Below are 22,070 nucleotides of genomic sequence, written 5' to 3'. Positions count from 1 at the left end.
CGTCTCGAAGGCCGATGCACGCGCACCACCACGCCAATCACATCAGAGCTTTGATCCGTTCCGCGCCATAGCGGGGAGCCCGAATCACCCCCACTGTAATCATCCGTGGAGTCCGTCAGGAAGTGCTTAATCGCCGGTAAATGGTGAGATTTTCAGGCGGCCCGATTCACCGAGAGCCAAACATCAAGAAGTAGATTCGAAATCAGCTCGACCTACAATTGGTAGTATCTCCCCGCCTGATTCCATAATGGCACAGGGATAAAAAAAGGCCCGGCAGGTGCCGGGCCTTCGAGAGATTGCGCGTTGGCGCGTGTCAGTAGCGGTAGTGCTCCGGCTTGAACGGGCCGGCCTGCGACACGCCGATGTATTTCGCCTGAGCGTCGTTGAGCTTGGTCAGCTTGGCGCCGACCTTGGCGAGATGCAGCGCGGCGACCTTCTCGTCGAGATGCTTCGGCAGGGTGTAGACCTTGTTCTCGTACTTCGCGTGGTGGTTCCAGAGCTCGATCTGGGCGAGCGTCTGGTTCGAGAACGAGCAGGACATCACGAAGGACGGATGGCCCGTGGCGTTGCCGAGGTTCACGAGGCGGCCTTCCGACAGCAGGATGATGCGCTTGCCGTCGGGGAACTCGACCTCGTCGACCTGCGGCTTGACGTTGTCCCACTTGAAGTTCTTCAGGCCCGCGACCTGGATCTCCGAGTCGAAGTGGCCGATGTTGCAGACGATGGCGCGGTGCTTCATCGCGCGCATATGGTCGACCGTGATGACGTCGAGATTGCCGGTGGCGGTGCAGAAGATGTCGCCGCGCGGCGCCGCATCTTCCATGGTCACGACCTCGTAACCTTCCATCGCCGCCTGCAGGGCGCAGATCGGGTCGACCTCGGTGACGAGCACGCGGCAGCCGGCCTGGCGCAGCGAGGCGGCCGAGCCCTTGCCGACGTCGCCATAGCCGGCGACGACCGCGACCTTGCCCGACATCATCACGTCGGTGCCGCGGCGGATGGCATCGACCAGCGACTCGCGGCAGCCATAGAGGTTGTCGAACTTCGACTTGGTGACGCTGTCGTTGACGTTGATCGCCGGGAACGGCAGGCGGCTCGCCTTGGCCAGTTCATAGAGGCGGTGGACGCCGGTGGTGGTCTCCTCGGAGACGCCCTTGATCGCGGCGCGGGTCTTGGTGAACCAGCCCGGGTTGGCCTTGAGCTGGCGCTTGATCAGCGCGAAGAAGATCGTCTCTTCCTCATTGCCCGGCTTGTCGAGGAAGGCGGCATTGCCGGCCTCGGCCTCGGCGCCGAGGATGATCAGCATGGTCAGGTCGCCGCCATCGTCGAGGATCATGTTGGGCGTGCCGCCGTCGCCCCAGGTGGCGGTCTTCAGCACGTACTCCCAGTACTCCTCCAGCGTCTCGCCCTTGATGGCGAAGACCGGGGTGCCGGTCGCGGCGATCGCGGCGGCGGCATGGTCCTGGGTCGAGAAGATGTTGCAGGAGGACCAGCGGACATCGGCGCCGAGTTCCTTCAGTGTCTCGATCAGCACCGCCGTCTGGATGGTCATGTGCAGGCAGCCGGCAATGCGCGCGTCCTTGAGCGGGGCCTTGCCCTTGTGCTCGGCGCGGATGGCCATGAGGCCCGGCATCTCGTCCTGGGCCATGTTGATTTCCTTGCGGCCGTAATCCGCGAGGCTGATGTCCTTGACGATGTAATCCGACACGGGGGAGCTCCAATCCTGGCACCTGAAACGTGCCGGCTCTCTAGCAGCGACCGGGACGGAAGGCAATCAAAGATATAAAGATGTCTTTATGTGTTGTCGTCATGCTTGCCCTTTGGGGGGCATCCACGTCCTGAACACCGCATTCGGCCGGTACTGACGTGGATGATCGGGACAAGCACGACCATGACGGGCGGCCTTGGCGGCCACCTTCGCTTTCGCTCACAATGACGGGAATGCCGACCCCGCCCCGCTAGCCGGTTACTCGCCTTCGCCGAACCTGTCGGCGATCAGGGCCGCCAGCGCATCGAGGGCGGGCTGGGCCTCGGCGCCCTTGGCGACGATGGTGATCGTCGAGCCGATGCCGGCGCCGAGCGTAAGCACACCCATGATCGAGGTGGCGCCGACGGTTTCGCCACAGCGGCTCACCGTGATGTCGGCATCATAGCGGGCCGCGCATTGCACGAATTTCGCCGTGGCGCGGGCGTGCAGACCCTTTTTGTTGACGATCTCGAACTCGCCGTAGAGAGCGCCGTCGGGAACCTGGATCTCGGGGCAGTCACAATTCTCGTCCAAGCCGCCCTCCCCGGTCGCGTGCGCTTACTTGCCGGCCAACACGCGGCTGGCGACGGTGATGTACTTGCGGCCCGCATCCTGCGCGCTGGTCACGGCCTCGTCGAGGGTCTTCTCCTCGCGAACGCTGGCGAGCTTGATCAGCATCGGCAGGTTGATGCCGGCGACCACGTCGACGCGGCCGGGCTCCATCACCGAAATCGCCAGGTTGGAGGGGGTCCCGCCGAACATGTCGGTCAGGATGATGACGCCATCGCCGTTCTCGACCTGCTCCACAGCAGCGATGATGTCGCGGCGGCGACTTTCCATGTCGTCATCGGGAGCGATGGCGATCGTCGCCAGATACGCCTGGGGGCCGACGACGTGTTCGAGGGCGGCGCGGAATTCCGTCGCCAGATGCCCATGAGTCACAAGGACCAGTCCGATCATTCAATCCAGCACCGGAGAGCGCCCATCGGCGCCCGGACAAGGTCGCGGTTTATGCGGCAGGTGCGAGACAATCGCAAGGTGTCAGCCGTTAAACTTGTCAAAATCGTGGTTACAACTCGGGCTCTGTGAATAAGTCGAGGGCGGTCAGGACGAGCCGTTCGTCGCCGACGCGGCCGAATATCCGCAGGCGCGGCAGGTCCAACCCCGCGAGATTATCGACCAATTCCTCGGGCTCCGGCATCCGGGCCGGCTCTTCGCCGATCAGATCGACGAGCAGACGGACGACGGCGGCCCCGGTGAAGGGTTGGGGCGTGAGGCCCAGGCCACGTCGCTCGACAACCCCTTCCAGCGGTGCGACGGGCCGGGCCAGCAGACGACCGCCAGCAGCCGTCAAGGCGACGCGATCGTCGGCGACCAGTCGAGCAAAGCGACCCGAGCGCTCGGCGAGGCCGACAAGGGCCAGCGCGAGGGATGACTTGCCGCTGCCGGAGGCGCCGCGCAGCAGGATGCCTGCCTCGCCGATCGCTATCGCGGTGGCGTGGATGCGCTCGCTCGCTTTTGCGTTCGGCTCAGGCGGCATGCGAATAAGCCGCCGGCAGACAGACGATGAAGCGAGCGCCGATCCGGCAGGCTTCGCCGTCCGGTCCGACAGGCCCCAGCCGGTTCTCGGCCCGGATCGAGCCGCGATGCGCCTCGACGATCTGGCGCGAGATCGAGAGGCCGAGGCCCGAATTCTGGCCGAAGCCCTCATTGGGACGGTCGGTGTAGAAGCGCTCGAAGATCCGCTCCAGCGCATGCGGTTCGATGCCCGGCCCCTCGTCCTCGACGGTGACCAGCACGTCGTTGGCGACGCGCGAGAGCATGACGCGCACCGGCTTGTCCGGCGGCGAGAAGGAGCGGGCGTTGTCGATGAGGTTGACCATGACCTGGCCGAGCCGGGAGTCGTGGCCGAGCACGAGGAAAGCATCGTTGCCGGCGCGCTGGCTGCGGCGGTCGGCCACCAGTTCGATCATGGCCTGGCCCTCCCGGCGGGTCTCGTTCTGGATCGTCACGACAGCTTCCAGAACCCGCCCGATATCGACCGGCGCAGAATCGTTGCGCGCGAGTTCGGCATCGAGGCGCGAGGCGTCCGAGATGTCCGAAATCAGACGGTCGAGACGACGCACGTCGTGCTGGATCACCGCGAGCAGACGCGAGCGCGAATCCTCGGTCTTGGCGCGAGGCAAGGTCTCGACGGCGCTGCGCAGCGACGTCAGCGGGTTCTTCAGCTCATGCGCGACATCGGCCGCGAAGCTCTCGATCGCCTCGATGCGGCTGTAGAGAGCCTTGGTCATGTCGCGCAGCGTGCCGGAGAGATGGCCGATCTCGTCGTGCCGGCTGCTGAAATCCGGGATCTGCTCGCGCGACTTCACGCCCTTGCGCACGCGCTGCGCGGCATCGGCGAGCTTGCGGATCGGCTCGGCGATGGTGCCGGCGAGCAGGACCGACAGCACGATCATCACGCCGGCCGCGACGGCGAAAACCTGGAAGATGGCGAAACGCTCGGCGGCGATGACGGCATCGATGTCGCCGCCCTGCGTCGAGAGCAGCAGCGCGCCCTTCACGGTGCGGAAACGCTGCACCGGCACCGCGACGGAGACGATGGTCTGTCCCCGCGTGTTGACACGCACCACGCTCGCCGGCGAGCCGCTGAGGGCGCGGGCGACTTCGGGATAGGACTTGCCGTTGGCGTTCTCGAAATCATCATAGGTCGGCACGTCGGCCTTGCCGAGCCGATTGCGCAGCATGTTCCAGGTGCGCTCCAGGAGCGGCGGCTCGTCGGGCTCACCGACGCGCGGCAGGTCCAGGCGCAACACGTCGCCGCGCGAATAGAGGCTGCGCGAGTCGAGGGTGAGCAGGCCGTCCTTGTCGTAGACCCGCGCGCGGGTCTTGGTCGGCGTCACCAGCCGGCGAAGCAGCGGCGCGACCTTTTCGGGGTTGATCGAGAAGTCGAGCGGATCCTCGGCGATGCCGGCGCTCTCTCCGGCCTGGAGCTGCAGCAGCTTGTCGGGATCGATGGTGATCGTATCGATCTCGACCGTGGCGGAAGAGGCGATCGCGCCGGCGATGATCTCGCCTTGAGTGAGCAGGCTCTGCACGCGGGCCTCGATCAGGCCCTCGCGGAACTGGTTGAGGTAGAGGAAGCCGAGCAGCAGCGCCACGAGGCCGCCGAGGTTGAGGACGAGGATGCGCCGCGTCAGGCTCGAGGCAGCGCGTGCCGAGATCGCGCGGCCCATACGCCGCCAGACGAGGCCGACACGGCGGCGCAATGCCCCGCGCCAGCCGGCGGCAGGCTTTGACGGCCGGGCCTGGTTGTCGACGGTTGCCATGGCTTGCGGCTGACTTTCCGCTCAGGAGACGATGGGGGCGCCGGAGGCGGCGCGTCCCGCCTTCCTGCCTCAGACTTCCTTGAAACGATAGCCCACGCCGTAGAGCGTCTCGATCATGTCGAACTCGGGATCGACCTGATTGAACTTCTTGCGCAGGCGCTTGATGTGGCTGTCGATGGTGCGGTCATCGACATAGACCTCGTCGTCATAGGCGGCGTCCATCAGCGCATTGCGGCTTTTCACCACACCCGGGCGCTGGGCCAGCGACTGCAGGATCAGGAACTCGGTGACGGTGAGCGTCACCGGCTCGCCCTTCCAGGTGCAGGTATGGCGCTCGGGATCCATGCGCAGCAGGCCCCGCTCCAGGGCCTTGGCGTCCTCGGCACGGGCGGTGGCCGTGACGTCCTTGGTTCCGGCGCGGCGCAGGATCGCCTTGACGCGCTCGACCAGCAGCCGCTGCGAGAACGGCTTCCGGATGAAGTCGTCCGCGCCCATCTTGAGGCCGAAGAGCTCGTCGATCTCCTCGTCCTTCGAGGTCAGGAAGATGACCGGCAGATCGGATTTCTGGCGCAGGCGGCGCAGCAGCTCCATGCCGTCCATGCGCGGCATCTTGATATCGAAGATCGCGAGATCGGGCGGGTTCTGCTTCAACCCGTCGAGGGCCGAGGCACCGTCCGTATAGGTCATGATGCGATAGCCCTCTGCTTCGAGAGCAATCGAAACCGACGTCAGGATGTTGCGGTCGTCATCGACCAGCGCAATCGTTGGCATAAGGCTTTCGTCTCTTGGTCTCGTTGCAATAAACGGGTTCCCCTCTCGCGGGAGAGAGGCCAAAGCGTGGCGGCAATCTAGCCGGGCCGTGGCGATTTGCCTATGTCCCCGTATCACAAGCCTGAAATCGGAGAGAGGTTCCATGGCCAAGGACCCCAAAGACGTGATCCAGCCGATGGACGATGCCGTACGCACCGAGGCCAAGGGATTGCTGCGCGGCGCCCGCTCGGCGGCTTTTGCCACGCTTGGACCCGATGGCCATCCCTCGGCCAGCCTGGTCGGGCTCGCCACCGACATCAACGGCACGCCGATCATCCTGATCTCGGGCCTGGCCGCTCATACGGCGAACCTTATCGCCGATCCTCGCGCTTCGCTCCTGATCTCGCCCGGCGGCAAGGGCGATCCGCTCGCTCATGCGCGCATCACGCTCAAGGTCCGCGCCCGCAAGATCGAGCGCGAGACGGAGGAGGGCCTGCGCATCCGCCGCCGCTATCTGGCACGCCAGCCGAAATCCGCGCTCTATGCCGACTTCCCCGATTTCGGCTTCTTCGCGCTGACGATCGAGGGGGCCAGCCTCAATGGCGGCTTCGCGCGCGCCTTCGCACCGACGCCGGCCGATCTGATGAGCGACCCGGCCCATGCCGCCGCCCTCGCCGATGTCGAGGATGGGGCGGTGGAACACATGAACACCGACCATGCCGATGCGCTCGGCCTTTATGCGACACGGCTTCTCGGCGCCAAGGCGGGTGACTGGAGAGCGATCGGCCTCGACCCCGACGGGCTCGACATGACGCTCGGCAGCGCCGCGCTGCGTCTGCCCTTCCCTGCCTCCGTGGACGGCCCTGCGGCCTTGCGCCGAACCCTCGCCGAGCTCGCCGGAAAGGCGCGCGCGCAGTCCGCCTGACCCGTTGGACAGCAGCCGCGGCCGGCAAGGCTCCGAAGGCACCGTCCTCCGATTCACCACAACCGTATTTCAATCGATTTAGCGAAAGCCGCGAAGAGACCGGGCATTTCCAATGACTTGAGCCCGAGCGATCATGGCCGTAAAGACCGGGCGTGGCCCAAGTGCCTTGCCTCGACGCCCGGACCTTTCGACCGGCCCGTGCGTATGTGTTTCGACAACAGGCTGCCCTGACAGGGACCAGCCTCCGGAGGAATTCAGTGGACAATATCGGTCAGTTCAACGCCGCCCATGGTGCCGAGGCCTTCGGCTTCCGCAAGCTCAAGGCCGTGCGCTGGAACCTGGAAGCGCCGCAGCTTTACGAAGAGTCGCTGCGCCGCGGCGAATCCCAGCTGGCGCGCGGTGGCGCGCTCTGCGCCGATACCGGCACCCACACCGGCCGCTCGCCCAAGGACAAGTTCACGGTGCGCGACGCGCTGACCGAGAATACGGTCTGGTGGGACAACAACCAGGCGATGTCGCCTGAGCATTTCGAGACGCTGCTCGGCGACTTCCTGGCCCATGCCGAAGGCAAGGAGCTCTTCGCGCAGGATCTCTATGGCGGCGCCGACCCGGTTCACCGCGTCCGTGCCCGCGTCTACACCGAGATGGCTTGGCACTCGCTGTTCATCCGCAACCTGCTGATCCGCCCGCCGCGCGACGAGATCGACGGCTATGCACCCGAGATGACGATCGTTGACCTGCCGAGCTTCCGCGCCGACCCGGCGCGCCATGGCTGCCGCAGCGAGACCGTCGTCGCCATCGACTTCACCCGCAAGATCGTGCTGATCGGCGGCTCGGCCTATGCCGGCGAGATGAAGAAGTCGGTCTTCACCTATCTGAACTACGTTCTGCCGACCAAGGGCGTCGTGCCGATGCACTGCTCGGCCAATGTCGGCCCCAAGGACGATTCCGCGATCTTCTTCGGCCTCTCCGGCACCGGCAAAACCACCCTCTCGGCCGATCCCGAGCGCACGCTGATCGGCGACGACGAGCATGGCTGGTCGAAGGAAGGCATCTTCAACTTCGAGGGCGGCTGCTACGCCAAGACGATCCGCCTCTCGGCCGAGGCCGAGCCGATGATCCACGCGGCATCGCTACGCTTCGGCACGGTGCTCGAGAACATCGTCATGGACCCGCTGACGCGGGAGGTCGATTTCGACGACCAGTCGAAGACCGAGAACACCCGCTCGGCCTACCCGCTCGATTTCATCCCCAACGCCTCGCGCACCGGCCGCGCCGGCATCCCGAAGAACATCGTCATGCTGACAGCGGACGCCTTCGGCGTGATGCCGCCGATCGCCAAGCTGACCCCGGCCGAGGCGATGTACCACTTCCTCTCCGGCTACACCGCCAAGGTCGCCGGCACGGAGCGCGGCCTGACCGGCGTCGAGCCCGAGTTCTCCACCTGCTTCGGCTCGCCCTTCCTGCCGCGCCACCCTTCGGAATACGCCAACCTGCTGCGCGACTTCATCGCCAAGCACCATGTCGACTGCTGGCTGGTAAACACCGGCTGGACCGGCGGCAAATACGGCACCGGCCGGCGCATGCCGATCCGCGTCACTCGCCGCCTGCTCTCGGCGGCGCTTGATGGTTCGCTCAACCGCGCCGATTTCCGCCGCGATCCCTATTTCGGCTTCGCGGTGCCGAGCTCGGTGCCCGGCGTCGAGCCGCACATCCTCTATCCGGTGAAGACCTGGGCCGACAAAGCCGCCTTCGCCGAGACCGCGAATGATCTCGTCGGCATGTTCGCCAAGAACTTCGCCAAGTTCGAGGCCCATGTCGACGACGCCGTGAAGGCGGCGGCCCCGACGAACTCGCTCGCGGCCTGAGAATTTCCGGCGTTGCATCGCCTGTCATCCCCGACAAGCGGCTTCGGTCGCGCCGATGCGGGATGACTGCGTTTGGGACGGATCGAGAAATCGGTTACGAGAGGCGGCCATGGGCCGCCTCTTTTCGATTGTGCTGAAGCTTCTCCTGACCCTCGTCATTCTCGGCGCCGCAACCTGGGGCACGGGCTTCCTGCTGTTCCGGCTCACGGGCGCGATCGCGATCGTCGGCGCGATCGGCTTCGGCATCGCTGCATTGGCCGGCCTCATCGGCGTCTGGACGAGCGATGCGCGCCTGCCGCTCGGCTTTGCCATGGTCTTCGTCGGCCTGCTCTCCTGGTGGAGCAGCTTCCAGCCCTCGCATGATCGCGACTGGATTCCCGAGCTCGCGAGGCTGCCGACGATCGCACGCGAGGGCGACGTGCTCACCGTCTCCAACCTGCGCCATTTCCGTTGGCGCACGGAGGAGGATTACGACCAGCGCTGGGAAACGCGCCGATACAACCTCGCGGCGATCAGCGGCGCCGACGTCTTCCTGACCTATTGGTCGGGGGAGGCGATCGCGCATCTCCTGGTCAGCTTCACCTTCTCGGATTCCGTGCCGCTGACCTTCTCGATCGAGGTTCGGCGCGAGAAGGGCGAGGAATGGTCGGCCCTGGCCGGCTTCTTCCGCAGCTACGAGATGGCCTATGTCGCCGCCGACGAGCGCGACATCGTCGGACTGCGCACCCATGCGCGGCGCGAGGATGCCAGGCTCTTCCGCCTCAGCGCCTCCGCCAGCCAGGCCCGCGACCTGCTGCTCGCCTACATCGCCGACGTCAACGATCTCGCCGCCAGGCCGCGCTGGTACAACACCCTGACGACCAACTGCACGACCGTGGTCTACCACCTCGTCGGCAGCGTCGCGCCCGGCTGGAAGTTCTCACTGCCGCTCGATCCGCGCGTGCTGCTCTCCGGCTATCTGCCGGGCTATCTGCAGCAGATCGGCGCGATCCGGCAGGACATCCCGCTGGACGAACTGGTGCGGCTCGCCCGCATCGGCGACCGCGCTCGCACGCTCTCGCTCGACGACCCGGATTTCTCCGCAAAGATCAGGGAAGGCGTTCCGACCGGACGGCCGTGAGGCCGCGCGTCATGACCGGGCCCGAGCCCGCGGGCCGGCCTACCCCCTGCCCTGAAGCTCTCAGCGTCATGCTCGCTCTTGTGGCGAGCATCCACGTCTTGATCACCGCTCTGTATCGACGAAGACGTGGACGGTCGGCACAGGCCGACCATGACGGATCGGCTCGGCGCCCCTACCTGAAGAACAGGAAGGTCAGCACCACGAAGAGCGGGATCAGGATCGCGCCCGACCAGAGCATGTAGCCGAAGAAGCTGGGCATCGCGACCTTCCGGTCCTTGGCGATGGCATAGACCATGAAGTTCGGTGCGTTGCCGATATAGCTGTTCGCCCCCATGAAGACCGCGCCCGCCGAGATCGCGGCCAGCGCCGACGCGCCGTTCGTCATCAGTGCCTTGGGGTCACCGCCCGCGAGCTCGAAGAAGACGAGATAGGTCGGCGCGTTGTCGAGGAAGGAGGAGAGCGCGCCGGTCAGCCAGAAATAGGCGGTCGTGTTGGCGCTGCCGTCGGTGTTGGAGACCAGCGCGACCAGCGGCGCGAAGGCGCCCTCCCGCCCCGCCTGCAGCATCGCCAGAACCGGGATGATGCAGATGAAGATACCGGCGAAGAGTTTGGCGACCTCCATGATCGGCCCCCAGGAGAATTCGTTGCCGGCACGGACGGGGCCAGGCGTGAGCTTGAGCGAGAGACCGGCGAGGGCGAGCAGAATGAGGTCGCGCAGCAGGTTCTGCCCTTCGACGGCGACGCCGTGCACGGTGAAGGCGGTGCCCGGCTTCCAGTTCGCCGACATCAGGATCGCGCCGATCACGCCCGCCAGCAGCAGGATGTTGACCTTGCCCCAGAGCTTGATGGCGCGGTCCGGCGTCGGGTCCTTGAGTGTGGGGTAGCCCTTCTCCTTGCGGAAGAGGAGGCTGTCGAATGCATAGAACAGCGCCAGCAGGGCGATGACGGCAAAGCCTGTCTCCGGCAGCAGATGCGTCGTGGTCCAGAAGAAGTCGACACCCCGCAGGAAGCCGAGGAAGAGCGGCGGGTCGCCGAGCGGCGTCAGCGAGCCGCCGATATTCGAGACCAGGAAGATGAAGAAGACGACGACATGGACGTTGAAGCGCCGGTCGTCATTCGCCCGCAGGACCGGGCGGATCATGATGATCGAGGCGCCGGTCGTGCCGACGAAGCTTGCGAGCACCGTGCCGATCGCCAGCAGGGTGGTGTTGGTCAGAGGCGTACCGCGCAGGTTGCCGCTGATCAGGATGCCGCCGGCGATGGTAAAGAGCGCGAAAAGCAGGATGATGAAAGGGATGTAGTCGAGCAGCGCCGTGTGAAGCAGCGCAGCGAGCGCCGGGTCGAGCCCTCGGAGAAGCACCAGCGGAGCCAAGGTGAGCACGGCCCAGAAGGCGGCGAACTTGCCGTAGTGGCGCTCCCAGAGATGCGGGAACACCACCGGACCCAGCGCGATCGAGAGCAGCATGCCGGCGAAGGGCAAAGCCCAGCCGGCACCCATCGTTGCCCCGCCGATATCGCCGGCGGCCAGCGCCGGGCCAGCGGCCAGAATGGCCGGCACCGCCGCGATCAATGCTCCCCCGCGCCGCATCATCTCAGAGACCGGCCGTCAGGGCTTCGGCGCCTCGATGACCGGCGGCGCATTCAGGTCGAATCCGCCGGGCAGGCCCGGCCCGCCCAGGCCCGGGATCTGGATCGAGTCGAACTGCTTGTCGATCGCCTTCTGGTCGAGCTGCACGGCCGATGCCTTGTAGTGCATCACCATCTGCGGGAAGAGCACGACGAGCGCGACCATGATGCACTGGATCACCACGAAGGGCACCGCGCCCCAATAGATCTGGCCGGTGGTGACGGGCGCCATCATCTTGCCGGTGACGCGATCCTTGTAGGGGTTCTTCGGCGCGACCGAGCGCAGGAAGAACAGCGCGAAGCCGAAGGGCGGGTGCATGAACGAGGTCTGCATGTTCACGCCGAGGATGACGCCGAACCAGATCAGGTCGATCCCGAGCTTGTCCGCCGCCGGTCCGAGCAACGGCACGATGATGAAGGCGAGCTCGAAGAAGTCGAGGAAGAAGGCGAGCAGGAAGACCATCACGTTGACGACGATCAGGAAGCCCGTCGCGCCACCGGGCAGGCCGACCAGCAGGTGCTCGACCCAGAGATGGCCGTTGACGCCATAGAAGGTCAGCGAGAACACCCGCGCGCCGACCAGGATGAAGAGCACGAAGGCCGAGAGCTTGGCGGTCGATTCCGTCGCCTGCCGGAGCAGCTCGAAGGTCATCCGCTTCTTGCCCCAGGCGAGCAGGATCGCGCCGGCAGCACCCATCGCGCCGCCTTCCGTCGGCGTGGCGACGCCGATGAAGATCGTGCCAAGCACCAGGAAGATCAGCGCCAGCGGCGGCACCATCACGAAGATGACCTGCTCGGTCATCCGCGACAGCAGGTTGAGCTTCAGGAACTTGTTGATCAGCGCGATGACGAAGGAGACCCCCACCATCAGCGACATGGTGAGCACGACGAAGTCCGAACCCGCCGTCACCTTCGTGAACAGCTTCATGTAGGCATAGGACAGGGCGAAGGCGATGATCGTCACGACGAGCAGCGAGAAGCGCCGCGTCTTGCCGTCGGCATCGCGCAGCGTCTGTGCCTCCGGCGGCAGCCCCGGCGCGCGCTGCGGGTAGACGATGGTGACGAGGAAGACGTAACCCGCATAGAGGCTCGCCAGGACGAGGCCGGGGATGAAGGCGCCCTCATACATATCGCCGACCGAGCGGCCGAGCTGGTCGGCGAGCACGATCAGGACGAGCGAGGGCGGGATGATCTGCGCCAGCGTGCCCGATGCCGCGATGACGCCCGAGGCGAGGCGCCGGTCATAGCCATAGCGCAGCATGATCGGCAGCGAGATCAGGCCCATCGAGATCACGGACGCCGCGACGACACCGGTGGTCGCCGCCAGCAGCGCGCCGACGAAGATCACCGCATAGGCGAGGCCGCCGCGGACGGGGCCGAAGAGCTGGCCGATGGTATCGAGCAGATCCTCCGCCATGCCGGAGCGCTCGAGAATCAGGCCCATGAAGGTGAAGAAGGGGATCGCCAGCAGCACGTCGTTGTTCATCGTGCCGTAGATGCGTTCCGGCAGGGCCTGCAGGAAGTTCTCCTGGAACATGCCGAGGTCGATACCGATCAGCGCGAAGAGCAGGCCGTTGGCGGCGAGCGCGAAGGCGACGGGATAGCCGAGCAGCAGGAAGACCACGAGCGTCGCGAACATCACCGGCGCCATGTTGACGCGCAGGAAGTCGCCGATGCCGCCGCCCGCCGCGAAGGCGTCGCCGGTGTGGAGGCCGAAGAAGGCGAGGACGGTGAGCGCGAGCAGCAGGCCGGCGACGCGCGGAAGGCGATGAGCGTGCATGGGATCGTTCCGGACTTCTTGCGGGCCGCTCACGAAGCGAGGCCCTGTTCCTTGGCTTGGTCGAGCAGGCGCTGGGCTTCCGCCTCGGCCGCGGCCGCATGGCCGGCGGCGGCCTCCTGATCCTCAAGGTCTCCGCGTATGATCGCGATCTGCTTGATTATCTCGGAGACGCCCTGGAAACTCAGCATCACGAAGCCGACCACCACGAGGCCCTTGGCGGGCCATTGCGGCAGGCCGCCGGCCGAGAGCGACTGCTCGTTGATGGCATAGGAACGCAGGAAGAACGGCCAGGAGTGGTAGACGATCAGCAGGCAGAACGGCATCAGGAACAGCACGTGGCCGAGCAGCTCGATCCACTGGCGGACGCGCTTCGGCAGCATGCTGTTCACGATGTCGATGCGGATGTGCTCCTTCACCTGCATCGTCCATGACGCGCACATCAGGAAGACCGCACCGAACAGCATCCATTGCAGCTCGAGCCAGGCATTCGACGAGACGTTGAAGATCTTGCGGACGATCGCATTGACTGTCGCGACGATGACGGCCGCGAGGATAAGCCAGGCGATTTTCCTGCCGATGAAGCCGTTGACCGCGTCGATGACCCGGCTGATGGCGAGGAGGCCCTTCACATTCCCGCTCCCGTCGAGGCGCTACGCGCCGGATACGCATGTCCGGGCATTGATTGTGCGCCGTTTACGCGCTGGATCGGTATAGGAGCGTTGCGCCACACGCAAGACTATGCCGTTCTCATCCCTTAGACGAAAGATGGATGTGCACGGCCCTCGCATTTCGCGCCAGCAGATTGCGAGCAGCATCCGCCCGGATGCGCCCGCAGAGAAAATTCGTTATGTCCACGTTCATCTTCGGGGAACAATATTCCCCGTGATCATTCCCCACCGGCTGATTCGAGGCCGAGATGTGTCGCTTCCTCGCCTATTCAGGCGTCCCCGTCTTTCTCGAGGATTTCGTCGCCTCGCCCTGCCATTCGCTGATCCACCAGTCGCTTCACGCCGAGGAGGCCAAGACTGGCACGAACGGCGACGGCTTCGGCGTCGGCTGGTATGGCGAGCGGGCCGAGCCGGGACATTATCGCGAGGTGCGCCCGGCCTGGTCCGACGAGAACCTGCTCTCGATCGCCCGGCAGGTGCGCTCGCATCTGTTCTTCGCCCATGTCCGGGCCGCGACAGGCACCGCGACGACGCGGGCCAACTGTCACCCCTTCGTCCACGGCCGCTATCTCTTCATGCATAACGGCCAGATCGGCGGCTACGGACTGATCCGCAGGCAGCTCGAGGCGTTGATCCCGGATTCGCTCTACGGCGCCCGCGCCGGCACCACCGATTCCGAAGCCCTCTTCCTGCTCGCCCTTGCCCATATGGCCGAAGGGATGGCACCGGGCGAAGCGCTTGCCGCCGCCCTCTCCGACGCGCTCTCCCTGATGGAACGGACAGGTGTCCGCGAGCCGCTACGCTGCGCCGCCGCGCTCGCCGACGGCGAAACGATCCATGCGATCCGCTGGTCTTCAGACGCCAGGCCGCCGAGCCTCTATGTCTGTCCGCGGCCCGACAGCGTCGTCGTCGCCTCGGAACCCGTCGACGCCGCCCGCGAATGCTGGCAGGCCCTGCCCTGCAACACGCTGGCCACGGTGCAGGCCGGCAACGTCACCTTTTCGCCCTTCCTGGTCGGGTTGCGGCAGGCAGCCTGACCCCCAGCGCGCGGCGCCGGCAAGGCGGGGGAAAAAGGGGCCGTAGTGTGCGGCCCCTCTCCGGGCGTACCGCCAGATCTCAGTTGTGATGCGGCAGCACGCCGGTGTTGTAGCCCGACTGGTTGTATTGGTCGGACGGGGCCCTGAAGTGGTTGTGATAGGCCATGTACTGGGCCTGCTCCGCAGCAGCCCGCTGGCTCTGGCTCTGTTCGCGCACGATGCTCGCGGCGCCGAGCTCGGCGGCGTAGGCCATCGATCCGGCTCCCAGGAGAAGCAGCGCAGCAGCGACGGCAACGATCTTGCGTGAAAGCATGGCAACCTCCTGAACTGTGTCGCCCGCCCCGTCTAACTAATCATCGAGCACCGATTGCCAATCTTCTTGCCTGCCTGCTTGGCCTCACTTTCGCGTGAATTTCGGGAAGGCGGCCGATACATGCGCCCTTCAGTAATCGCCGCCGTGCAAGGAGCAGCAATATCCTCAAAGGCGCGGCGGCCATGCGCCACGCGCCCTGACGCATACCCTGTTGCCTTCCTACGTCGAAGGCCTAGCCTTGCCGGTCTGGCGAGGCCGCTTCCACTGAAAGGCGACGGGCGATGAAGAAGGGTTCCGATCTTCTGGTCGAAGCGCTTGAGAACGAAGGTGTCGACCGCGTCTTCGGTGTTCCGGGCGAGGAAAATCTCGACGTCGTCGAGTCCCTGCGCAAATCCAAGATCGAGCTGGTTCTGACGCGGCACGAGCAGGCCGCCGCCTTCATGGCCGCGACCCATGGCCGGCTCACCGGCAAGCCCGGCGTCTGCATCGCGACACTCGGCCCCGGCGCGCTCAATTTCTCGACCGGCGCGGCCTATGCCCATCTCGGCGCCATGCCGATGATCCTGATCACCGGGCAGAAGGCGATCATGACCGCCAAGCAGGCGCGCTTCCAGATCGTCGACGTCGTCGCCTCGATGCGCCCGCTCACCAAGATGACGCGCCAGATCGTCAGCCCCGGCAGCATCCCCTCGGTGGTGCGCGATGCCTTCCGCGTCGCGATGGAGGAGAGGCCGGGCCCGGTCCATCTCGAGCTGCCCGAGGACGTCGCGGCCGAGGAGATCGAGGATGTCCCGCTGATCCCGGTCCACCCGCTCGACCGGCCGATCGCACCGGACGCGCCGCTCGACCGCGCGGCCGAGATGATCCTCGCCGCCAGGCGGCCGCTGGTGATGATCGGCGCCGCGGGCAACCGGCCGCGCCTGGTCGAGCCGCTGTCGGCCTTCGTGCGCCGCACTGGCCTGCCCTTCTTCAACACGCAGATGGGCAAGGGCGCCGTCACCGGCGGCTCGAACCTCTATATCGGCACGGCCGCGCTCTCCGAGGGCGACTATGTCCACGAGGCGGTGGCGCTCGCAGACCTGATCGTCGCCGTCGGCCACGACACGGTGGAGAAGCCGCCCTTCCTGATGCGCAATGCCGGCGGGCCGAAGGTGATCCACATCGGCTACCAGTCGGCCAATGTGGAGCAGGTCTATCACCCCGACGCGGAGGTGATCGGCGATATCGGCGCCACGGTCACCGGGCTGGCCGACAGGCTCGAGGGCAAGCTGCCCGAGCAGAAGCAGATGCTGGAGCTGCGCCAGAAGATCCTGACCAAGATCAATGCCCGCGCCGAGGAGGACCGCTTCCCGGTGACGCCGCAGCGGCTCGTCCATGACGTGCGGGCGGTGATGCCGGAGGACGGCATCGTCTGCCTCGACAACGGCATGTACAAGATCTGGTTCGCGCGGAATTACCGCACCCATGTCGCCAATACGCTGCTGCTCGACAATGCGCTGGCGACGATGGGCGCCGGCCTGCCCTCGGCGATGATGGCGGCAATGCTGCATCCCCGGCGGCGCGTCATGGCCGTCTGCGGCGACGGCGGCTTCATGATGAACTCGCAGGAGATGGAGACGGCGGTTCGGCTCGGCCTCAACCTTGTCGTGCTCGTGCTGAACGACGGCGCCTACGGTATGATCCGCTGGAAGCAGGCCGTCGACAAATTCCCCGATTACGGCATGACCTTCGGCAACCCCGACTTCGTGCGTTATGCCGAGTCCTATGGCGCCAAGGGCTCCCGCGTGACCTCGGCCGAGGCGCTGGTGCCCACGCTGGAAGCCGCCTTCAAGGGCGGCGGCGTCCATCTCGTCGACTGCCCGATCGACTATTCCGAGAACACCCGCGTCCTCGTCGAGGAGTTGCGCAACAAGGTGCCGGACGTCGATCTGGCCTGAGCAATGCTCCGATCTTCGAGAAATTCCGCTTCGTCGCCCATCGCCGGGTCATCCGGGGCGACCGAAGGGAGACCCGGGATCCATGCCGGAGCTATTCCGATATATGTTCCGGCATGGATCCCGGATCTCCGCTCCGCTGCGTCCGGGATGACCCGCGCCTTTTTCGGAAGAGAGAGCCATGCTTCAGGTTGTTCAAGCCTATGACCGCGCCCCGATCACCGAGATCGAAACCGACAACGAAGCCGCGCTCGAGCGCAAGCTCAAGGCGGCGCAGGATGTGTTCAAGGACCGCGACAACTGGCTGAAGCCGCATCAGCGCATCGCGATCCTGCGCAAGCTCGCAAGCCTGCTCGAAGCGAAGCGCGACCATTTCGCCATGCAGATCGCCCGCGAGGGCGGCAAGCCGCTGCCGGATGCGATCGTCGAGGCCAACCGGGCCGTCGACGGCGTCCACAACGCCGCCGACGAACTGCGCAATTTCGCCGGGCGCGAGATCCCGATGGGGTTGTCGGCCGCCGCCGCCGACCGCTGGGCCTTCACCACCAAGGAACCGATCGGCATCGTCGCGGCGATCTCGGCCTTCAACCACCCGCTCAACCTGATCGTCCACCAGGTCGCGCCGGCCATCGCCGTGGGCTGCCCGGTCATCGTCAAGCCGGCTGGCACGACGCCGCTCTCCTGTATCGACTTCGTCAAGCTGGTGCATGAGGCCGGGCTGCCGGAGGCCTGGTGCCAGACCTTCGTTCCCACCGAGACCGCGCTGGCGGAGAAGCTCGCGACCGATCCGCGCGTCGCCTTCCTCAGCTTCATCGGCTCGGCCAAGGTCGGCTGGTACCTGCACTCCAAGCTCGCCCATGGCGCCCGCTCGGCGCTGGAGCATGGCGGCGTCGCACCCGCGATCGTCGACAAGAGCGCCGATCTCGATGCGATCATCGAGCCGATCGTGAAGGGCGGCTACTACCATGCCGGTCAGGTCTGCGTCTCGACGCAGCGCATCTATGTCCATGAAGCCATCGTCAACGACTTCACCGAGCGGGTTGTCGCCCGCGTCAAGAAGCTGCGCACCGGCGACCCGACGCTGAAGGACACCGAAGTCGGCCCGCTGATCATCCCCAAGGAGGCCGATCGCGTCGCAGCCTGGATCGACGAGGCGGTGAAGGGCGGCGCCAGGCTCGCGACCGGCGGCAAGCGCCTGTCGGAGACGACGCTCGAACCGGCCGTGCTGATCGACCCGGCGCCGGAAGCCCGCATCTCCAGCGAGGAGGTGTTCGGCCCGGCCGTCGCGATCTATCGCTACAGCAAGCTCGACGAGGCCATCGCGCGGGCGAACTCACTGCCCGTCGCCTTCCAGGCCAGCATCTTCGCGCAGGACATCGACGTCGCGCTGCGCGCCGCGAACCGGCTCGATGCCTCGGCCGTGATGGTCAACGACCCCACGACCTTCCGCACCGACTGGATGCCCTTCGCCGGCCGGCGCGTCTCGGGCTACGGCACCGGCGGCATCCCCTACACCATGCGCGACATGACGCAGGAGAAGATGATCCTGCTGAAGCGGCGTTGAGTGCGGGGCGCGGCGGAGCGTGACGCTTCGCCGCGCCCGGCCGATCCGACAGCATCCGGAGCGATCCGAAAGAAAAAGACCAAACACGGCTATACTTTCGGCAAGTATCCGACGCGATATCGTCAGTTTACGACAATTCTAAACTATCAGGATTTGGTTGACCCTTCTGCGGCGGCTGCCTAGTCACGAGCTGACTGCGCCGCAATTATCTGATCGCGACGCGCAATCGAGTCAGATTCGCCGTGATCGTACCGTTTCTCATCATGCTCCGCGAAGGGATCGAGGCCGCGCTGATCGTCGGCATCGTCGCGAGCTATCTGGTCAGGACGGGGCGGCGCGAATGGCTTCCGGCGCTCTGGGTCGGTGTCGGACTCGCCTGCGCCGTGAGCCTCGCCGCAGGTGCAGCGCTCGACATCATTGCCGGAGAGCTGCCCCAGCGCGGGCAGGAGCTGTTCGAGGCTGTCATTGGCCTCATCGCCGCCGCGATGCTGACCTCGATGGTGTTCTGGATGCGCAGGGCGGCACGCTCGATCAAGGGCGAGTTGCAGGCCGGCGTCGACGCGGCGCTGGCCGGCGGGCATCAGGGGCTTGCGCTGGTCGGCCTCGCCTTCCTTGCCGTCGTGCGCGAGGGGCTGGAGTCGGTCTTCTTCCTGCTCGCCATCTTCCAGCAGAATGGCGGTTGGGCTCCCGCGCTCGGCGCGGGGCTCGGCATCCTGCTCGCGGCAGCCGCCGGCTACGCCATCTATGCGCTCGGCGTAAAGCTCAACCTGCGCGTCTTCTTCCGCTGGACCGGCATCCTGATCCTGTTCGTCGCGGCCGGACTCGTGGCGAATGCCGTGCGGTCCCTGCACGAAGCCGGGCTCTGGAACCACCTCCAGCAGACCGTCTACGACCTCGGCACGACCCTTCCGGCCGATGGCGCTCTCGGCGCGATCCTTTCAGGCTTCTTCGGCTATCAGGAGCGGGCGGCGCTTGGCGAGGTCATCGCGTATCTCGCCTTCCTGATCCCGATGCTCGCCCTGTTCCTGGCTGGTGGCCGGCAGGAACAGACGGCGGCAGCCGCACCCCGCTCCGAAGCACGACACTCGCCGCGCCTGAGGCTGGCCGGCGCCGGCACGCTGCTCCTCATTTGCGGCGGGGTCGGCGCCTTCATCTATGCGGCGGGCAGCGGCGGCCGGCGCGTCGCGGAGGCGAGCGCGACCGACATCGCCATCGCGATCACCGACCGGACATGCGAGCCCGCGACGCTGACGATTCCCGCCGGCAAGGCGAGCTTCGTCGTGACCAATCGCGGCGAGCGCGTGCTGGAATGGGAAATCCTCGACGGCGTGATGGTGCTGGAGGAGCGCGAGAACATCGCGCCGGGCCAGTCGCGGCGGCTGGCGACGCAGCTCCATCCCGGCGAATACACCATCACCTGCGGATTGCTGAGCGCGCCGCGCGGCCGGCTGATCGTGCAGGCCTCGACAACCCAGCCGCGCCTCGCCTTGACGCTGATGGATATGGTCGGCCCGGCCGCCGAATACCGCGCCCTCCTCAGCGAGCGCTCGACTGCGTTCGGAGCCGCGCTCGACACTTTGGCGCAGGCGCAAGCGGCGCATGATCCTGAGGCCGCGGGCAAGGCCCGCCGTGACGCCGCTACCCTCCTGCCGGCACTGCGCCCAGCGGTAACGGGCGATGCCGAGCTCGAAGGCCTGTTCGGCAAGATCGAGGCCGCCCTGGGCGGCAGCGAAAGCGCTCCCCGCGCCGAGCTCAGGCCGACCGCCGATCAGCTCCGTGCGGCGCTCGGCCAGCGCACCGTCCTCCCGGACACGATGCTGGCGGGCGCCATCGCGCTTCTCTCCTCCCCGGACGGAGAGACGGTCTCACCCGAGGCTGTCGCGGCAGCGAGCCATATCGCGCAACTCCTCCTGCCGCTGACGGCGCGCATCGACCCCGATCTGGCCGCGCGGACCAAGGCCGTTCTCGTAGCCCTGCCGAACGACGCCAAGCCAGGCGGCACGCTCCGCTCACTGGCCGAAGACCTCTCGGCCATGCGCAAGGCGCTCGCCCTGCCTGAAGCGGAGCGCAGATCATGACCCGACCGGGCAAGACCTTCACAGCCTCGCGGCGATCGCTCCTGATCGGCGGCGCAGCGGCTCTCGGCAGCGCCTCGCTGGCACAGGCGGCAGGCGAGCCGGCACGGAACCCCGCAGCCGCACCTGAGAGCGACGCGACCACCCAACGCCAGCCCTTCCACGGCATTCACCAGTCCGGCATCGTCACGCCGCGCCCGGCGACCGGCCTCGTTGCGGCCTTCGACGTCACCGCCACTTCGCTCGACGAGCTCGAACGGCTCTTCCGGCTGCTCAGCGAGCGCATCACCTTCCTGATGCAGGGCGGGCCGGCTCCAACGGCCGATCCAGGCTTCCCGCCGCCGGACAGCGGCATCCTCGGCCCCGTCATCGCGCCCGACAACCTGACTATCACCGTCGCGCTCGGCGCCTCGCTCTTCGACGAGCGCTTCGGCCTCGGCCCGCTCAAGCCGAAGCGCCTGCAGCGGATGAAGCGCTTCCGCAACGACGCGCTCGACGGCGCGCTCTGCCACGGCGACCTGCTGCTGCAGTTCTGCGCCAACACGGCCGACACCAGCATCCACGCACTGCGCGACATCCTGAAGAACGCGCCGGACCTCATCCTGCTGCGCTGGAAGCAGGAGGGCACGGTCCCGGTGCTCAAGCCCAAGCCGAGCGAGCCAGCGGAAAGCGCCCGCAATCTGCTCGGCTTCCGCGACGGCACCGCCAACCCCGACGCCGCGGACAAGACGCTGATGGACAACCTCGTCTGGGTCCAGACCGGTTCGGACGAGCCGGAATGGGCCGCCAATGGCAGCTATCAGGTGATCCGGATCATCCGGAACTTCGTGGAACGCTGGGACCGCACGCCGCTCGGCGAGCAGGAGGCGATCATGGGCCGCGAGAAGGCGAGCGGCGCGCCGATCGGCGGCCGGCGCGAATATGACGAGCCGGTCTATGCCGACGATCCCGAGGGCAAGCGCACCAGGCTCGACGCCCATATCCGGCTCGCCAATCCGCGCCGGCCGGAGACGGAAGGCAGCCGCATGCTGCGCCGGCCGTTCAACTATTCCAACGGCGTCACCCGCGCCGGACAGCTCGACATGGGGCTGCTCTTCATCTGCTTCCAGCAGGACCTCGAGCGCAGCTTCATCGCCGTGCAGAAGCGCCTCGATGGCGAGCCGCTGGAGGAATACATCAAGCCCGTCGGCGGCGGCTATTTCTTCGCCCTGCCCGGCGTGCCCGATGCCGGGAGCTATCTCGGCGCCGGGCTGATCAAGGCGGCGCGCGGCATCGCACCCGCCGCGGCCAATAGCCCATTAAGCAACACTTCACCCCGCAAGACAGGAGACTGA

The 22,070-nt window shown here is 66.4% G+C and carries 18 protein-coding genes and 1 pseudogene; 9 read left to right on the top strand and 10 right to left on the bottom strand.

All coding sequences use genetic code 11. The features are described from left to right. Positions 1-313: 313 nt before the first annotated feature. The 6 genes from ahcY to AC1DIN_RS23385 all read right to left on the bottom strand — a co-directional run bounded on the left by ahcY (position 314) and on the right by AC1DIN_RS23385 (position 5,847). Positions 314-1,708, bottom strand: a complete 1,395-nt coding sequence (gene ahcY / locus AC1DIN_RS23410; RefSeq protein WP_441473072.1) for an adenosylhomocysteinase — start codon at positions 1,706-1,708, stop codon at positions 314-316. Between the two features lie 258 nt (positions 1,709-1,966). Then, positions 1,967-2,281: an HPr family phosphocarrier protein gene (locus AC1DIN_RS23405; protein ID WP_441473073.1), complete on the bottom strand. Its 315-nt coding sequence runs from the start codon at positions 2,279-2,281 to the stop codon at positions 1,967-1,969. A gap of 24 nt (positions 2,282-2,305) precedes the next feature. Further along, a complete protein-coding gene (locus AC1DIN_RS23400) occupies positions 2,306-2,707 on the bottom strand; it encodes a PTS sugar transporter subunit IIA (RefSeq protein WP_149131162.1) in 402 nt (133 codons plus the stop codon). A 109-nt stretch (positions 2,708-2,816) separates the two neighbouring features. Then, a complete protein-coding gene (locus AC1DIN_RS23395) occupies positions 2,817-3,287 on the bottom strand; it encodes an HPr kinase/phosphorylase (RefSeq protein WP_476811489.1) in 471 nt (156 codons plus the stop codon). Next, positions 3,277-5,076: a stimulus-sensing domain-containing protein gene (locus AC1DIN_RS23390; RefSeq protein WP_441473075.1), complete on the bottom strand. Its 1,800-nt coding sequence runs from the start codon at positions 5,074-5,076 to the stop codon at positions 3,277-3,279. The genes AC1DIN_RS23395 and AC1DIN_RS23390 overlap by 11 nt, the downstream gene beginning before the upstream one ends. 69 nt (positions 5,077-5,145) lie before the next feature. Next, positions 5,146-5,847: a response regulator transcription factor gene (locus AC1DIN_RS23385; RefSeq protein ID WP_441473076.1), complete on the bottom strand. Its 702-nt coding sequence runs from the start codon at positions 5,845-5,847 to the stop codon at positions 5,146-5,148. A 142-nt stretch (positions 5,848-5,989) separates the two neighbouring features. On the opposite strand from AC1DIN_RS23385, the gene AC1DIN_RS23380 reads away from it, so the two are divergent. The 3 genes from AC1DIN_RS23380 to AC1DIN_RS23370 all read left to right on the top strand — a co-directional run bounded on the left by AC1DIN_RS23380 (position 5,990) and on the right by AC1DIN_RS23370 (position 9,739). Beyond that, positions 5,990-6,751 (top strand): HugZ family pyridoxamine 5'-phosphate oxidase, encoded by a 762-nt coding sequence (locus AC1DIN_RS23380; RefSeq protein WP_441473077.1) that lies wholly within the window; start codon positions 5,990-5,992, stop codon positions 6,749-6,751. A gap of 257 nt (positions 6,752-7,008) precedes the next feature. Beyond that, a complete protein-coding gene (locus AC1DIN_RS23375; RefSeq protein ID WP_476765630.1) occupies positions 7,009-8,619 on the top strand; it encodes a phosphoenolpyruvate carboxykinase in 1,611 nt (536 codons plus the stop codon). A 109-nt stretch (positions 8,620-8,728) separates the two neighbouring features. Continuing rightward, the gene (locus AC1DIN_RS23370; RefSeq protein WP_441473079.1) at positions 8,729-9,739 is read left to right on the top strand and encodes an Lnb N-terminal periplasmic domain-containing protein; all 1,011 of its coding nucleotides are present in this window, start codon (positions 8,729-8,731) and stop codon (positions 9,737-9,739) included. A 172-nt stretch (positions 9,740-9,911) separates the two neighbouring features. Here AC1DIN_RS23370 and AC1DIN_RS23365 read toward each other — a convergent pair whose 3' ends face one another. The 3 genes from AC1DIN_RS23365 to AC1DIN_RS23355 all read right to left on the bottom strand — a co-directional run bounded on the left by AC1DIN_RS23365 (position 9,912) and on the right by AC1DIN_RS23355 (position 13,774). Beyond that, on the bottom strand, positions 9,912-11,330 hold the full coding sequence (locus tag AC1DIN_RS23365; protein WP_476811488.1) for a sodium:proton antiporter: 1,419 nt from the start codon (positions 11,328-11,330) through the stop codon (positions 9,912-9,914). Between the two features lie 15 nt (positions 11,331-11,345). Further along, positions 11,346-13,016 (bottom strand): TRAP transporter large permease, encoded by a 1,671-nt coding sequence (locus AC1DIN_RS23360; protein WP_476765653.1) that lies wholly within the window; start codon positions 13,014-13,016, stop codon positions 11,346-11,348. Between the two features lie 158 nt (positions 13,017-13,174). Then, positions 13,175-13,774 (bottom strand): TRAP transporter small permease subunit, encoded by a 600-nt coding sequence (locus AC1DIN_RS23355; RefSeq protein WP_476765633.1) that lies wholly within the window; start codon positions 13,772-13,774, stop codon positions 13,175-13,177. Positions 13,775-14,061: 287 nt separating this feature from the next. Here AC1DIN_RS23355 and AC1DIN_RS23350 point away from each other — a divergent pair, with 287 nt between their 5' ends. Beyond that, on the top strand, positions 14,062-14,850 hold the full coding sequence (locus tag AC1DIN_RS23350; protein WP_476765634.1) for a class II glutamine amidotransferase: 789 nt from the start codon (positions 14,062-14,064) through the stop codon (positions 14,848-14,850). Between the two features lie 79 nt (positions 14,851-14,929). On the opposite strand, the gene AC1DIN_RS23345 is transcribed toward AC1DIN_RS23350, so the two are convergent. Then, positions 14,930-15,163 (bottom strand): hypothetical protein, encoded by a 234-nt coding sequence (locus AC1DIN_RS23345; protein WP_476811487.1) that lies wholly within the window; start codon positions 15,161-15,163, stop codon positions 14,930-14,932. Between the two features lie 281 nt (positions 15,164-15,444). Between AC1DIN_RS23345 and AC1DIN_RS23340 the strand changes: the two genes are divergently transcribed. The 5 genes and pseudogenes from AC1DIN_RS23340 to efeB all read left to right on the top strand — a co-directional run bounded on the left by AC1DIN_RS23340 (position 15,445) and on the right by efeB (position 22,070). Beyond that, positions 15,445-17,100, top strand: a complete 1,656-nt coding sequence (locus AC1DIN_RS23340; protein ID WP_476811486.1) for an acetolactate synthase large subunit — start codon at positions 15,445-15,447, stop codon at positions 17,098-17,100. A gap of 178 nt (positions 17,101-17,278) precedes the next feature. Continuing rightward, complete coding sequence (locus AC1DIN_RS23335) at positions 17,279-18,661, top strand: aldehyde dehydrogenase family protein (RefSeq protein WP_476811485.1); 1,383 nt, start codon at positions 17,279-17,281, stop codon at positions 18,659-18,661. A 242-nt stretch (positions 18,662-18,903) separates the two neighbouring features. Then, positions 18,904-19,689 (top strand): annotated as a pseudogene (efeU, locus tag AC1DIN_RS23330) (iron uptake transporter permease EfeU); the annotation flags it as partial. After that, positions 19,672-20,739, top strand: coding sequence for a cupredoxin domain-containing protein (locus tag AC1DIN_RS23325; RefSeq protein ID WP_476811530.1), 1,068 nt, complete (start codon positions 19,672-19,674; stop codon positions 20,737-20,739). The pseudogene efeU and the gene AC1DIN_RS23325, both read left to right, overlap by 18 nt. Beyond that, positions 20,736-22,070 (top strand): iron uptake transporter deferrochelatase/peroxidase subunit, encoded by a 1,335-nt coding sequence (gene efeB, locus AC1DIN_RS23320; protein WP_476811484.1) that lies wholly within the window; start codon positions 20,736-20,738, stop codon positions 22,068-22,070. Before AC1DIN_RS23325 ends, efeB begins: the two co-directional genes overlap by 4 nt.

Source organism: Allobosea sp. 05T438 (assembly GCF_056396025.1).
The sequence above is the reverse complement of the archived record's forward strand: the minus strand, read 5'-3'. Positions and strand labels throughout refer to the sequence as shown.